This window comes from Nocardioides sp. NPDC051685 (genome assembly GCF_044453405.1).
Lineage (GTDB): Bacteria > Actinomycetota > Actinomycetes > Propionibacteriales > Nocardioidaceae > Nocardioides.
Genome location: NZ_JBITCR010000010.1, coordinates 86089 through 100053 on the forward strand (window position 1 = coordinate 86089; position 13965 = coordinate 100053).

Genomic DNA, 13965 nt, shown 5'->3' on the forward strand with positions numbered 1-13965 from the left:
CGCATCCGCCCCCCTGGTGGGCCCGTGGGGGCGCATCTGACCCCGTGTCTGGCGAAGCGAAGCGAGCCAGAGGGGTCGGATGCGCCGACTCGGCAGTAAATCAGAGGTACAACCCAGTGGACTCGTCAGCGATCCGCTCCGCGGCAACAGCGTGCACGTCACGCTCGCGCATCAGGATGTAGACCTCGCCGGCGACCTCGACCTCCGGCTTGTCGTCGGCGTCGAAGAGCACCCGGTCGCCGATCTCGACGGCGCGCGCGTGCGGGCCGACCGCGACCACACGCGACCAGGTGAGCCGTCGGGCCGCGCCCATGGCAGCCGTTGCCGGGATGACGATGCCGCCCGAGGAGCGGCGCTCACCGGCGTCTGAACCCACCTCGACCAGCACCCGGTCGTGGAGCATCTTGATGGGGGTCTTGTCGGTCACGTTCCGTCTTGCCTTGCCGGTGGGGGGATGGTCAGTTGACCTTCGTGATCTTACGCAGTGTCGCCATGAGCAGGACGGTGCCCACGACTCCGCCGACGGTCTTGGCGATGTTGCCCATCTTCGGCTCGCCGGAGACAGGGTCGACGTAGACCGCCTTGAGGGCCGCGACCTGGCGCTGAACGATCGTCTTCGGGCTGCCCCGGTAGATCAGCTCGTCGATGGTGCCTGCGAGCCGCTCGCGGATCTCTTCGATCTCGGACTCGAGCGAGGAAGTCTGGTCCTTGGACATGCGCAGACCTTAGCAACCGGCGTACGTCCACTGCGTGCTCCACCGCTGCGGTTCGCCTGGGAATGTTCGCTAGGTTGGCTCCATGACGCGTCTCGAGCCGGGCGATGTTGCCCCCGACTTCACTCTTCCCGACGACACCGGAGCGGAGGTCTCGCTGAGCAGTTTCCGTGGCCGCAAGGTGATCGTCTACTTCTACCCCGCCGCGATGACCCCCGGCTGCACCAAGCAGGCCTGCGACTTCACCGACTCGATCGACTCGCTGAAGGCCGCCGGCTACGAGGTCATCGGCGTCTCCAAGGACAAGCCCGCCAAGCTCGCGAAGTTCCGCGAGCGCGACGGACTCACCATCACCCTGGCCTCCGACGAGGACCTCTCGGTGCACCAGGCCTACGGCGCCTACGGCGAGAAGAAGCTCTACGGCAAGGTCGTCGAGGGCGTGATCCGCTCGACGTTCGTGGTCGACGAGGAGGGCAAGATCGAGGTCGCGCAGTACAACGTCAAGGCGACCGGTCACGTCGCCAAGCTCCGCCGCGACCTCGGTCTGGCTTCGTAGTCCTTACTGCTGGTCGTCGGGCTTCTTGAAGTCCGGCGGAGGAGGTACGTCCCCCGGGATCTCCTTGGGCGGCTCGACGACCACCGGGCCGGTGCCGGCACTCCACTTGGCACCGGTCTCCTTCAGCCACTCGCCCGCGTGGGCGGCGACCTCGGTGGCGGCGGCGCCGACCTGGAGCAGGCCGGAGAGCGCCTGGTTGCGCGGTGAGGCGGCGTCGGGAGCCGACGCCATCTCGGCCCGCTTGGCCTCGATCTGCGCCTTGAACTCGCCGGCCTTCTCGATGGTCTTCTCGCCGCCGGTGACAAGGTGAGGCGCCGACTTCACCTTGGCGTCCTCGACAGCGGGCTTGGCGCCTTCGACGCCCTTCTGGACGCCATCGCGCCAGTTGGACGCGTTGTCCTTGAACGACATGAGTTCATCCCTTCTGGATGGGGTGTTGTTCTTCCATCCTTGGGGGTCAGGGGCCCGATGTCCATGGGGATCGCCCCTGGTCCGCCCCGGGTCGAACCCGGACTCTGGGTGCCGAAGGCGGGATTTGAACCCGCACGTCCTAAGACACAGGAACCTAAATCCTGCGCGTCTGCCTATTCCGCCACTTCGGCCGAGCGACGATCAGTCTAGGGACTGATCGGCGCTCGTGGTTAGCCGCCGGTCAGGCGACGTTGTACTTGTCGCCCTCGGGCTTCTCCGGCAGCGCCCAGAAGACGATCAGCACGATCCAGCCGATGCACGGGAGGAGCCAGAGCAGCTGCCACCAGCCGGAGCGGCCGGTGTCGTGCAGGCGGCGGGCACCGACGGCGAGGGACGGGACCAGGATGGCGAGCGAGAAGAGCCCGCCGACGATCGAGCCGGCCGTCGAGTCGTTCCCGAGGAGCAGGTTGATGGCCATGTTGACGACCACGGCGGCGCCCCAGGGCCACCAGAACTCGGACCGGCTGGCGCGGCCCTCGAAGGAGGCGTACTTCTTGAAGAAGCGCACGATGGCGTCGCGCGGCGCCGCGCCGCGGAGCGGCTGGCTCAGGGGAACTTCACCCACGGGGCCAGCACCATACGGCTGCTGCGGGGGCGGGGGCGGCGGGTAATCCGTCACGTCGGATCTCTCCTCGTTGAGATGGGTTGGATGTGCGAAACCTAGTCGGGCCGGGCACTGAGGTAAAGGACCGCTACCCCCTAGGGTTGAGCCATGACCACGCTGGTCCTTGCCTCCCAGTCCCCCGCCCGGCTGCAGACGCTGCGCAGCGCAGGTGTCGAGCCTGTGGTGATCGTCTCCGGTGTCGACGAGAGCGTCCTCGACGGCCTCGCGCCGACGGAGCTCGCGCTGGGGCTCGCCGAGCTCAAGCGCGACGCGGTCGCCGGTCGCCCGGACGTCCCCGAGGGGGCGCTCGTGCTCGGCTGTGACAGTGTTCTCGAGCTCGACGGGAAGGCGCTCGGCAAGCCGCACGACCCCGAGGAGGCGATCCAGCGCTGGCGGGAGATGCGGGGGCGCAGCGGCGTACTCGTCTCCGGGCATGCGCTGACCGACACCGCGACGGGTCGGCAGGTGTCGCAGACGGCGGCCACGACGGTGCACTTCGCCGACGTGAGCGACGAGGAGATCGCGGCGTACGTCGCGACCGAGGAGCCGCTGCACGTCGCCGGCGCGTTCACGATCGACGGGCTCGGCGGAGCCTTCATCACCGGGATCGAGGGCGACCACCACAACGTGGTCGGGCTGAGCCTGCCGCTGCTACGCGACCTGCTCAGCCGGCTCGGCCATGCGTGGCCCGATCTGTGGAACCGCTGAGCTGTTCGCGAGGCTCGGGGGCGACCAGGAGCGGCCCGTCGGCGCGGCCGAGAGCTGCCGCCTCCTCCTCCACGCTGCCGTAGACCTGCGTGTAGCGGATCGGGCGGCCGAAGACGAACCTCCGGAACAGGAAGAACCGGGCGATCTGACCCAGCAGCACGCCGATCACGTTGGCCGAGACGTTGTCGGCGATCGCGCTGTCCCAGCCGAACACGCTGCGGGTGAGATACAGGCAGGCGATCGGCAGCAGCATGGTGACCGCGTTGATCACGACATAGGCCGTGAAGCCGCCGTCGGGGTGGTCGGACACGCGGTGACGGAAGGTCCAACGACGGCTCAGGTCGTAGCTGATCAGCATGCCGACCGTGTTGGCGATGACGTAGGCCGGGATCGGCTGGCTGTTCATCGGACCCGCACCCAGGAAGAAGCCGTGGACGAGTCCGTTGAACAGCACGAAGGCGACTGCAGTCGCGATTCCGCCGACCATCATGAAGCGGACCACCTCTCCGAAGAGGCGGGTGCGACGCAGCCGTCCCAGCAGCTGTCCCCCGAACACCATGGGGCCACAGTAAACGGTCAGTGGTGAGATGGCTCCTGATTACTTCCCGCGGTTTGTTCAGTACGCGGTAGGATCCGCGCTCACTCGACGGGCAGACCGAGGCCTCTGGCGATCAGCATGCGCTGCACCTCGGAGGTGCCTTCGCCGATCTCCAGGATCTTCGCGTCGCGGTAGAAACGGGCCACCGGATACTCCTCCATGAAGCCGTAGCCGCCGAAGATCTGGGTGGCGATCCGGGTCGCGGTGACGGCCGACTCGGTGGCGTACAGCTTCGCGGCGGCGGCCGCCTGCTTGAACTCCTTCATCGTGACGGCGCCCGAGTCCAGCCCGGACTTCATCGCGGCGGCCTCGTACGTCAGCAGGCGCGAGGCCCGCAGCATGACCTCGAGGTCGGCGATCTGGAAGGCGACGCCCTGCTTGCGGCCGATGGGGCCGCCGAAGGTCTGCCGCTCCCCGGCGTACTCGAGCGCCATGTCGAGGCAGGCCTGGATGCAGCCGACCGCGAGCGCGGCGATCGCGACGCGGCCGTCGTCGAGGGTGGCGAGGAACTGCGCGTAACCGCGGCCCCGCTCACCGAGGAGGTGGTCGGCCGGCACCCGAGCGCCATCGAAGGAGAGCGGGTGGGTGTCGGAGGCGTGCCAGCCGAGCTTGTCGTACGCCTTCTCCGCGGTGAACCCGGGCGTGCCCGAGGGGATCATGATGGTGCTGATCTCGGGCTTACCGTTCTCCCGGGTCCCGGTGCGCGCGGTGACGGTGACGACCGAGGTGATCGAGGAGCCGGAGTTGGTGATGAACTGCTTCGCGCCGTCGACGACCCACTCGTCACCGTCGAGCACCGCCTTCGTGGCGGTCGCACCGGCGTCCGAGCCGGCACCCGGCTCCGTCAGCCCGAACCCGGCCAGGGCCTTGCCCGCGACGAGGTCGGGGAGCCAGCGCTCCTTCTGCTCGTCGGTGCCGTAGGTGAGGATCGGGTTGATGCCGAGGCCGACCGCGGCCTCGAGCGTGATCCCGATCGACTGGTCGACGCGGCCGAGCTCCTCGATCGCGACACAAAGCGCGACGAGGTCACCCTCACCCCCGCCGTACGCCTCGGGGGCGGTCAGGCCGAACAGGCCCAGTTCACCCATCTTGTGGACCACATCGACCGGGAAGTGGTGGTCGCGGTCCCACTGCGAGGCATGGGGCGCGATCTCCTTCTGGGCGAAGTCACGGACGACAGCACGCAACTCTTCGTGCTCGGGCTGGAGAAATGCGGTCATGCCGCCACCTCCGTAGGGCGATACAAAGAGTACGGAAGTGGCGGCCTGACGCCTGTGGTCACTCGCTGTCGCTCGCTCATGGGTCCCAGGTTAGCGCTTATTAACCTGGGACGCGAGATCCGCGTCACATCTGGTTCAGATCAAGATCAGCGGAACGTTCCGGTCGAGACCGTCCCGGCGATCCGCCGCTGGAAGATCAGGTATACGACCAGCACCGGAAGCACGGTCAGCACCACTCCGGCGAAGAGCGCACCGAAGTCGACGTTGTAGCCCGCCTGGGACGAGAACGACGCCATCCCCTGGGTGAGCACGTAGTTGTCCCGGTCGGTGTTGAGCGCCACCGGGAGCAGGAACTGGTTCCACAGCCCGAGGAAGTTGAAGATCGCGACCCCGGCCATCCCCGGTGCGGCCATCGGCAGCATGATCTGGAAGAACGTGCGCCACTCTCCCGCACCATCCATCATCGCGGCCTCGTAGACGTCGTCGGGCAGCGTCTTGAAGAAGGCGTAGAGGAAGAAGACGGTGAACGGCAGCGCGTAGGCCACGTACGTCAGGATCAGCCCGGGCAGCGTGTTGAGCAGCCCGATGCCCTGGAGCACGAAGAACAGCGGCACGATGACCAGGAAGACGGGGAAGGTCAGACCTCCGAGCATCGTGTAGTAGATGGCGTTGCGCCCGAAGAACTCGAACCGCGCCAGCACGTAGGCGCACATCGCCCCCAGCAGCATCACCAGCACCAGTGCGGTGCCGACGACGATGACGGTGTTGAAGAAGTACGTCCCGATGCCGGCCTTGGTCCAGGCGCTGGTGTAGTTCTCGAAGCTCCACTCCGCGGGCAGGGAGAACGGCGAGGAGAGGATCTCCTTCGACGTCTTGAACGAGGAGAGCACCACCCAGCAGAACGGCACGATGACGATCACCGACCAGATGATCAGCATCGTGTGCGAGGTGCCCGCGACCAGCGCGTCGCCGGGCGTACGCCGCTGGCCGTGGGAACGGGCAGCGACAGGCTTGTCGAGCGTGACAGTACTCATCGGCGTACGTCTCCCTTCTTGTCCCGTCCGCCAGCGAAGTGGAAGACGACGAAGACCAGAGCGGCGAAGAGCAGCGTGACCAGGGCGAGCACGACGCCCATCGAGGTGGCGTAGCCGAACTGGCCCTTCTTGAAGGCGGTGTTCAACAGGTACTGGCTCATCGTCAGGGTCGAGTTGGCGGGTCCACCGCCCGGGTTGAGGGCTGCCATGAAGACAAAGGCATCGAGGGTGAGGATCCCCAGATAGATGTACGCCGTCTGAACGTTGTCACGGATCGAGGGCAGCGTGATCGAGATGGCGGTGCGGAAGCGGCCGGCACCGTCGATGCGGGCCGCCTCGTAGATCTCCGCCGGCACGCCCTTGATGGCGGCCACGAAGAGCACCGTGTAGAAGCCGATGTTGGCCCAGATCATCACGAACATCGAGGCAGGCATCGCCGCACGCACCTCCCCGAGCCAGGCGTAGTCCTTGAAACCGTCGAGGCCGATGCCGGTGAGCATTCCGTTGAGCAGGCCGGCGGCCGGGTCGTACATCTGTGCCCAGAGCAGACCGATGACGACGGCCGGGACGGCGTAGGGGAAGAACGAGACGACCCGGTAGAAGCCGGAGCCGTTCAGACCACGGACCTGCCCGGTGCTGGGACCTGCCGTGGTCACGACCACCGCGATCGCCAGCGCCGCGACGAGAGTCACCAGCGGCACGACGATCGTGAGAAGTACGTTGTTCCGCAGCGCCTTGAGGAAGGTCTCGTCGTCGAGCAGCTTGGCGTAGTTGTCCAGGCCGATCACGTTCAGCTCCGGGGAGAAGCCGGTCCAGTCGGTCAGCGAGTAGAAGAGGGCCTGCCCGATCGGGACCACGACGAAGATGATGAAGATCGCGACCGGAAGGCCGAGGAAGACCGTCATGAACAACGCCCGGTCGAGGGTGAGCTTGCGGCGGCGGCGGCCGGGGGCGGCCCCCCAAGGATTCTCCTCGGAGGGGCCGCCGGCCGTCCAGGCCATCGTGGTGGATGGGTCCGGCATGGTGTCAGGAAACCTTGAGCTTCTCGATCGATGAGTCGTCGGCGACCTTGTCGAAGATGCCCTGGACGGCCTTGGTCAGGCCCTTCACGTCCAGGTCACCGGAGAGGAACGAGTTCCACACGACCAGCTCGTCGGCGTTGGTGCCGTAGTAGTCGTAGAACTGGAAGTTGAAGGTGTTCTCACCGGCAGCATCGAGCATCGCGCTCTGCGACTTCAGCGCCGCGGAGCCGAACCCGTCGGCAGGGATGGTGTCCTTGACGATGGTCGGCGCGAGCTTCGTCTTGGCGAAGTTGGTCGCGGCCTCCTTCGACAGCATGGCGCGGAGGATCTCCTTGCCGCCGGCGGGGTTCTTCGCCTTGCTCGGGACGATGAAGGCCTCACCGGCCGCGGCACGAACGGCCTCGTACGGCAGCGCCGAGCTGTCGCTGAGCACGAACTCCGGGATGCCGGTCATCTCGAAGCCGTCCTTGGTGGCGTCCTTCATCTCGTTCTCGATCCAGCCACCGCTCGGGTAGAGGAGCGCCTGCTGGTCGTTGGACCACTTGGCCTGCGCGGCGGTGAACTGGGTGCCGGCGCCGCCCGGGATGAACATGTCCTTGCTGACCATCTCGCCGAGCTTGCCCAGGATGTCCTGGATGACCTTGTGGGACCAGATGCCCTTCTCGAGGTTCTCGAGCCCGAGGCGCACCTCGTCGCCGCCCTCCTTGGCCGCCGAGTCGATCACCAGGGTGCGGTAGTAGGTCGCCGCCTCCTTGCCCCAGGTCCACAGGTACTTCTTCTTGGCCTTGGCCTTGGCGCCGAGGTCGAGCGCCTCGTCCCAGGTCTTCGGCGGGGTCCAGCCGTTCTCCTCGAAGAGTGAGGCGGAGTACCACACGCCGTAGAGGGTCATGACGTAGTTGATCGCCACGAACCGGTCGCTGTAGGTGCCGGGCACCTTCACGTTCGGGTAGAGGGTGTCCTCGATCTTGACGCCTTCATAGCTGTCGGCCTCGAAGACGTCGTCGAGCTCCTCGAGCTGGGCGGCGATCGAGCTGAAGCCGATCAGGTCCGCACCCGAGTTGTCGATCAGGTCCGGGGGCGTGCCGCCGACGAAGCGCGGCTGCAGCTCCGTGGCGATCTTGGTGGTCGCGCTGACCTTGAGGTCGGCGTCCGCGAACTCCTTGCCGACCACACCCGCGGCGAACTCGACGTAGTCGTAGCCGTAGCCACCGTCGAAGATCACCGCGTCGACGGTGCCGTCCTTGGCCATGCCGAACGGGTTGGACGCGGACTTGGTGCCGCCGCCGGACTCGTCGGAGTCGCTACCGGGCGCGCCGCACGCTGCGAGCGCTCCGGAGAACGACACGAGCGCCGCGCCGGCGAGTGTGCCGCGCAGAAGGGTCCGGCGGTCGAGCCGGTGAAGCTGCTGGGACATCGTGCTGCCTTCTTTCGGGTGGGTTCCTCTTTACTGATTACGGGTGTTCAGGCCATGCTTCCGATGCGCTCGCCGTAGCGAGCCTTCAACGCATCGTTGTGCTCATCGCCACCCGGGATATTGGCGGAGAGATAGAGGGGCGGGGTCTCGCCCGCTTCCTGGATCCGGGCGGCGGTGCCGAGGGTCAGGAGCTGGGCGATGTAGGCCGCCGTGATGGAGGAGACGGCACCGGCGAGGACGCCTTCGCCGGCTCCGTCGCCGACCGGGACGGTCGCGTCGCCGAAGGGAGCCAGGTTGTCGATCACCACGTCGGCGATCTCGGCCAGGCGCTTGCCGCTGGGGTGCTTGGGGGTGACCGCATTGGTGTGCTCGAGGCTGGTCACCGCGATCACCGTGTGGCCCTCCTCCTTCGCGCGCAGCGCGATGCCGACGATCGAGCCGTTGACGCCGGAGTTGGACGCGATCAGGAAGACGTCCTCGGGGTGGAACTCGTGGAGCTCCCAGAGCTCGTTCGCGATGTTGGAGTCGCGCTCGAGGAGACCGCCCTTGAGGTCGCTCGCTGGCCGGTCCCCCTTGAGGACCGTGTCGCGCAGCGCGATGGCGTGGGTGGGGATCAGACCGCCGGCCCGTCCGGCGATCTCCATCGCGAACGCCTGGGAGTGGCCGGTGCCGAACGCCTGCAGCACGCCGCCGTTGCGGATGCTGCTCACCATCGCCTCCACCGCCTCGTCGAGACCCCCGGACTGCGCAATCGACTGCAACTCGGACAGGCGTGTGCGAACCTGCTCGTCGAAGGCTCCGAACACGTCTCTGGTCAATTAGTCCACCCACCTAGCAAACTCCGGCCGCGACCGTATGTCGAGGCCTGCGCTCGAAAACTAAGTGGAGAGAGTACGCCTGGCAATGGTTTTCTGTTACGAAAAGGTGTCAATGAATAACAACTACTTGGGCCTCGACGCTGGAGGCACCAGCACTCGCGCCGTCGTCGTCTCCTCCGACGGACGCTGCGGAGGCATCGGGAAGGCCGGCAGCGGCAACCCGACCTCCGCCGGCGTCGACGCCGCCACGGCGGCGATCAAGGACGCGGTCACCCAGGCCGTGACCTCCGCGAAGGCCGGTCCGGTCGCGGGCGCCGCCCTGGCAGTGGCGGGTGCGGCCGACCCCGGACACCGGGCGGCGATCGTGGCCGCCCTCTCCGGGCTGGTCGCGAGCGAGCCGGTCTTCGACTTCGATGTGCTGGCGGCGTACTTCTCGGGGACGGCGGCTCCGGACGGCTATGTGCTGCTCTCCGGCACAGGGGCGTCGGCGGTGCGGGTCGAGGACGGCCGGCTGGCCGGCATCTCGGACGGGCTGGGCTGGCTGCTCGGCGACGTCGGCTCGGGCTTCTGGCTGGGCCGAGAGGTCGTACGCGCCGGAGTTGCGCCGCTCGACGGGCGAGGCGCGACCACGTCGCTGACCGGCCTGCTGCTGGACCGGCTCGGGATCGCCGTCGACGACCGTCGACAGGGCGGCCGGACCGCGACCCTCGTCGCGGCGACGGCGGCGCTGTATGCGATGCCGCCGCTGCGGCTGGCCGACTTCGCCTCCCTCGTCTTCACCGCGGCGGGTGCCGGCGACCGGGTCGCCGCGGGCATCCTCGACGAGGCCGCGGCCGGGTTGGCGGAGACGCTGGCGGCGGTGCGTACGCCTGATGTGGAGGGGCCGCTGGTCGCTGCGGGGAGCGTCCTGGCCCGGCAGCCGGACTTCGCCGCCCGGGTCGCTCCCGGAGCGGTGCTCGCCACTGACGGACTGGCCGGAGCGGCGGTGCTGGCGCTGCGTCACGGGGGTGTGCTCGTCGACGACGCGGTCTACGCACGGGTAACCTCGTCGCTCGCCCAGCTCACCGGGGTGTGACAATCGTTACTACGGATGCCTGGAGCCAGGCCAAAAGGCCTCACCTAGCATGTCGTTGCATTCACGATGGAGGAGTTCTCGTTGAGCAAGCCACTGACCAAGGTGCTGATCGCCAACCGCGGTGAGATCGCGGTTCGAGTGATCCGTGCGTGCAAGGACGCCGGGATCGGCTCGGTCGCGATCTACGCCGAGCCTGACCGTGACGCGCTGTTCGTGCGCCTGGCCGATGAGTCCTACGCGTTGGGTGGAGCCACCCCGGCCGAGTCCTACCTCTCCATCGAGAAGATCATCGACATCGCGGCCCGCTCGGGTGCGGACTCGGTCCACCCCGGCTACGGCTTCCTGGCCGAGAACGCCGACTTCGCCACCGCCGTGATCGAGGCCGGCCTGACCTGGATCGGTCCCTCCCCCGAGGCCATCGACGCCCTCGGCGACAAGGCCAAGGCCAAGCACATCGCGCTCAGCGCTGGTGCGCCGCTGGCCCCGGGCCTCAAGGACCCGGTCAAGGACGCCGACGAGATCGTCGCCTTCGCGAAGGAGTACGGCCTCCCGGTCGCGATCAAGGCGGTCTTCGGTGGCGGCGGTCGCGGCCTGAAGGTCGCCCGCACCCTGGAGGAGATCCCCGACCTGTACGAGTCCGCGGTCCGTGAGGCCGTCGGCGCCTTCGGTCGGGGTGAGTGTCTGGTGGAGAAGTTCCTCGACAAGCCCCGTCACGTCGAGACCCAGTGCCTGGCCGACAAGCACGGCAACGTGGTGGTGGTCTCCACGCGTGACTGCTCCCTGCAGCGTCGCCACCAGAAGCTGGTCGAGGAGGCGCCCGCCCCGTTCCTGAGCGAGGAGCAGAACAAACGCCTCTATGAGTCCTCCAAGGCCATCTTGCGCGAGGCCGGCTACGTCGGCGCCGGGACGTGTGAGTTCCTCGTCGCCGCCGACGGCACCATCTCCTTCCTCGAGGTCAACACCCGCCTCCAGGTCGAACACTGCGTCTCCGAAGAAGTCACCGGCATCGACCTGGTCCGCGAGATGTTCCGCATCGCCGCCGGTGAAGAGCTCGGCTACGACGACCCCGAGATCCGCGGCCACTCCATCGAATACCGCATCAACGCCGAAGACGGCGGCAACAACTTCATGCCGGCGCCGGGCACCCTGACCGAGTGGGCACCCCCGGCCGGGCCCGGGGTACGCCTGGACGGGGGCTATGAGAAGGGCGAGACCATCCCGGGCTCGTTCGACTCCCTCATCGCCAAGCTGATCGTCTCCGGCCGCGACCGCACCCAGGCGCTCGAGCGTTCGCGTCGCGCCCTGGACGAGTTCAAGGTCGACGGGATGCCCACCGTCATCCCGTTCCACCAGGCCGTCACCAACGACCCGGCCTACACCGCCGAGAACGGCTCCTTCGACGTCTACACCACCTGGATCGAGACCGACTTCGACAACCAGATCACCCCCTACGCCGGCACTCACGGTGAGGCCGAGGAGGCCGGCGAGCGCCAGACCATCGTGGTCGAGGTCGGCGGCAAACGCCTCAACGTCTCCCTCCCCGCCGGACTCGGCGGCCTCGCCGGGGCCGGCGCCGGTGCCGGTTCCGTCAAGAAGCCGAAACGCTCGGCGAAGAAGACCGGCGCGGCCGCCTCCGGCGACTCCGTCACCTCCCCCATGCAGGGCACCATCGTCAAGATCGCCGTCGAAGAAGGCCAAGAAGTCACCGAGGGCGACGTCGTCGTAGTCATCGAAGCCATGAAGATGGAACAACCTCTCAAGGCCCACAAGACCGGCACCATCACCGGCCTCAACGCCACCGTCGGCGAAACCGTCGCCAACGGGGCCGTCATCGCCGAGATCAAGTAGCTGGTCGAGGGCTGTTCCTTCATCAAGGTATGCAGCCGAAGCCGCACATCCCTAGCGGAGTTCCGCTAGGGATGTGCGGCTTTTCCTGCATACCTTGACGGAGGCTCACAACCCGAGCTCGTCGGCCAGCACGGCCAGATGGAGCTCGAAGAGCGCGGCGGGGTCGCCGAAGCCGTCGGGGCCGAACTGGCCGAAGACCTCGAAGCTGACGCGGCCGAAGAGACTCGTCCAGACGAGTACGCCGCGGGTGAGCCCGGCGTCCGGGATGTCGACGCCGAGCTGGTCGCGGATGCCCTGCAGACCCACGGCGAGCGCGGGCGGGATCTCCTCCGGCGCCTCGGGCAGGGCCAGCCGGCCCGCTGCGAGCGCGCTCGCACACACCCGCAGCATCGCGGCCGGGACACGGGTTCCCGGCACGCTGGTGCGCTCGTCCGGCGCGGCGTAGCCGGGGACGGGCGACCCGAAGAGCAGCGCGTACGTCGCCGGCTCGGCGAGAGCCCAGGTCCTGACCGCGCGGCCGAGTGCGAGGACCTGGGCGCGGTGGTCATCCTCAGGGGCGGCCGCGACGGCGACGTCGACGGCGTCGCCGAGCTCGTCGTAGCCGGAGACGAGGAGCAGGGTCAGCAGCTCGTCGCGGTTCTTCACGTAGCGGTAGACCGCCGAGGAGACCACGCCGAGATCGCGGGCGACCGCGCGCAGCGAGAGCGCGGCGGCGCCGTGGACCGCCAGGTGCTCGCGGCCGATCCGGACGATCTCGTCCATGGTCTGCGCCCGCGCCCGCTCGCGCGGGGTCCCGTCTCGTGAGGTGGCTGTCATGGCGCCATCGTGTCCCGAATCAGAGAGCGCTGTCAACAAAAGTGAGCACTGCTCTTGCATTTGCCGGCGACACGCGCCAGACTCATTCCGAGAGCACTGCTCTCGAAACCCACTGAGGAGACAGCCATGAACCGCACCTACCTCGTCATCGGCGCCGGCCCTGTCGGCGCGACCGTCGCCCAGCAGCTCGCCGCCCGCGGGGATCGCGTACGCCTCCTCACCCGCTCCGGCAGCGGCCCGGTGCACACGAGCATCGAGCGGCTCCGCGGCGACGCCGCAGACCTCGACACCCTGACCCACGCGGCCTCCGGGACCCGCGCCGTCTTCCACTGCATGCACGGCAGCGCCTACGCCGCCGACACCTGGCGCGCCGAGCTCCCGCGGGCCGAGAAGGTCGTGCTCGAGGCCGCAGGGAAGGCGGGCGCCGTGGTCGTCTTCCCCGAGAGCCTCTACGCCTACGGCCACGTCACCGGCCCGATGACCGAGCAGACCCCGCGGAACGCCGACTTCGGCAAGCCCGCCGTGCGGGTCGAGCTGCTCCGTGCCCGCGACGCCTCCCCCACGCCCACGGTCAGCGTCGCGGCATCCGACTTCTACGGCCCGCTGGTGCGCAACGCGCACGCCGGCGAGCGGATGGTGCCGACCGTCCTCGCGGGCCGCACCATGCGCGTCCTCGGCGACCCGGACGCGCCGCACTCCTGGACGTACGTCCCCGACCTCGGCGCCGCGATGATCAGGGCTGCCGACGAGGAGAGCCTGTGGGACACCTTCCTGCACGCTCCCACCGCGCCGGCGATCTCCCAGCGGGCCATGGTCGAGCTCTACGCCGACGTAGCCGGGGTCGCCGCCCCGCGGGTCGGCCGCATCCCCACCTGGACGCTGAAGGCGATCGGCGCGGTGCACGCCGGCACCCGGGAGCTGGCCGAGATGACCTACCAGTTCGACAAGCCGTTCGTGCTGGACTCCTCGGCGAGCGAGGCGCTGCTCGGCCTGTCCCCCACCCCGCTCGAGACCGGGGCGAAGGCGACGGTGGGCTGGTGGCGTACCCAGGCCTGAGCCCGGCCGGGC

16 protein-coding genes and 1 tRNA gene are annotated in these 13965 nt (G+C 68.2%); 5 read left to right on the forward strand and 12 right to left on the reverse strand.

Annotation, left to right across the window (positions count from 1 at the left end; translation table 11 throughout):
* Positions 1–100 precede the first annotated feature (100 nt).
* A complete protein-coding gene (locus tag ACIA03_RS23925; protein ID WP_045549525.1) occupies positions 101–403 on the reverse strand; it encodes a co-chaperone GroES in 303 nt (100 codons plus the stop codon).
* A 55-nt stretch (positions 404–458) separates the two neighbouring features.
* Positions 459–716, reverse strand: a complete 258-nt coding sequence (locus ACIA03_RS23930) for a DUF3618 domain-containing protein (RefSeq protein ID WP_396987185.1) — start codon at positions 714–716, stop codon at positions 459–461.
* 82 nt (positions 717–798) lie between these two features.
* Between ACIA03_RS23930 and bcp the strand changes: the two genes are divergently transcribed.
* Positions 799–1269, forward strand: coding sequence for a thioredoxin-dependent thiol peroxidase (gene bcp / locus ACIA03_RS23935; RefSeq protein WP_396987187.1), 471 nt, complete (start codon positions 799–801; stop codon positions 1267–1269).
* A gap of 3 nt (positions 1270–1272) precedes the next feature.
* Here the strand turns inward: bcp and ACIA03_RS23940 are convergent, their stop codons facing one another.
* The 3 genes from ACIA03_RS23940 to ACIA03_RS23950 form a co-directional block, all read right to left on the reverse strand.
* The gene (locus ACIA03_RS23940) at positions 1273–1680 is read right to left on the reverse strand and encodes a hypothetical protein (RefSeq protein WP_396987189.1); all 408 of its coding nucleotides are present in this window, start codon (positions 1678–1680) and stop codon (positions 1273–1275) included.
* A 109-nt stretch (positions 1681–1789) separates the two neighbouring features.
* Positions 1790–1871 (reverse strand) — tRNA-Leu (locus ACIA03_RS23945).
* Positions 1872–1921: 50 nt separating this feature from the next.
* On the reverse strand, positions 1922–2305 hold the full coding sequence (locus ACIA03_RS23950) for a DUF805 domain-containing protein (RefSeq protein ID WP_396987190.1): 384 nt from the start codon (positions 2303–2305) through the stop codon (positions 1922–1924).
* 147 nt (positions 2306–2452) lie between these two features.
* Between ACIA03_RS23950 and ACIA03_RS23955 the strand changes: the two genes are divergently transcribed.
* Entirely contained in the window at positions 2453–3052 is a 600-nt protein-coding gene (locus ACIA03_RS23955; protein WP_396987193.1) for a Maf family protein, read from the forward strand.
* Here the strand turns inward: ACIA03_RS23955 and ACIA03_RS23960 are convergent.
* The 6 genes from ACIA03_RS23960 to ACIA03_RS23985 form a co-directional block, all read right to left on the reverse strand.
* Complete coding sequence (locus tag ACIA03_RS23960) at positions 3009–3611, reverse strand: GtrA family protein (protein WP_396987195.1); 603 nt, start codon at positions 3609–3611, stop codon at positions 3009–3011. The two genes, ACIA03_RS23955 and ACIA03_RS23960, sit on opposite strands and share 44 nt — an antisense overlap.
* 80 nt (positions 3612–3691) lie before the next feature.
* Entirely contained in the window at positions 3692–4870 is a 1179-nt protein-coding gene (locus ACIA03_RS23965; RefSeq protein ID WP_396987197.1) for an acyl-CoA dehydrogenase family protein, read from the reverse strand.
* A gap of 146 nt (positions 4871–5016) precedes the next feature.
* Positions 5017–5904: a carbohydrate ABC transporter permease gene (locus ACIA03_RS23970; protein WP_396987199.1), complete on the reverse strand. Its 888-nt coding sequence runs from the start codon at positions 5902–5904 to the stop codon at positions 5017–5019.
* Positions 5901–6926, reverse strand: coding sequence for a carbohydrate ABC transporter permease (locus tag ACIA03_RS23975; RefSeq protein ID WP_396987201.1), 1026 nt, complete (start codon positions 6924–6926; stop codon positions 5901–5903). Before ACIA03_RS23975 ends, ACIA03_RS23970 begins: the two co-directional genes overlap by 4 nt.
* A gap of 4 nt (positions 6927–6930) precedes the next feature.
* Complete coding sequence (gene ngcE / locus ACIA03_RS23980) at positions 6931–8340, reverse strand: N-acetylglucosamine/diacetylchitobiose ABC transporter substrate-binding protein (RefSeq protein ID WP_396987203.1); 1410 nt, start codon at positions 8338–8340, stop codon at positions 6931–6933.
* Between the two features lie 47 nt (positions 8341–8387).
* Entirely contained in the window at positions 8388–9158 is a 771-nt protein-coding gene (locus tag ACIA03_RS23985) for a sugar isomerase domain-containing protein (RefSeq protein WP_396987205.1), read from the reverse strand.
* Positions 9159–9270: 112 nt separating this feature from the next.
* Here ACIA03_RS23985 and ACIA03_RS23990 point away from each other — a divergent pair, with 112 nt between their 5' ends.
* Positions 9271–10233 carry an N-acetylglucosamine kinase gene (locus ACIA03_RS23990; RefSeq protein ID WP_396987207.1) on the forward strand — a complete coding sequence of 321 codons (963 nt, stop codon included), beginning with the start codon at positions 9271–9273 and terminating at the stop codon, positions 10231–10233.
* Between the two features lie 93 nt (positions 10234–10326).
* A complete protein-coding gene (locus ACIA03_RS23995) occupies positions 10327–12081 on the forward strand; it encodes an acetyl/propionyl/methylcrotonyl-CoA carboxylase subunit alpha (RefSeq protein WP_396987369.1) in 1755 nt (584 codons plus the stop codon).
* A gap of 105 nt (positions 12082–12186) precedes the next feature.
* On the opposite strand, the gene ACIA03_RS24000 is transcribed toward ACIA03_RS23995, so the two are convergent.
* Positions 12187–12897 (reverse strand): TetR/AcrR family transcriptional regulator, encoded by a 711-nt coding sequence (locus ACIA03_RS24000; RefSeq protein ID WP_396987209.1) that lies wholly within the window; start codon positions 12895–12897, stop codon positions 12187–12189.
* A gap of 126 nt (positions 12898–13023) precedes the next feature.
* Here ACIA03_RS24000 and ACIA03_RS24005 point away from each other — a divergent pair, with 126 nt between their 5' ends.
* Positions 13024–13953 carry an NAD-dependent epimerase/dehydratase family protein gene (locus ACIA03_RS24005; protein WP_396987211.1) on the forward strand — a complete coding sequence of 310 codons (930 nt, stop codon included), beginning with the start codon at positions 13024–13026 and terminating at the stop codon, positions 13951–13953.
* Positions 13954–13965: the final 12 nt, after the last annotated feature.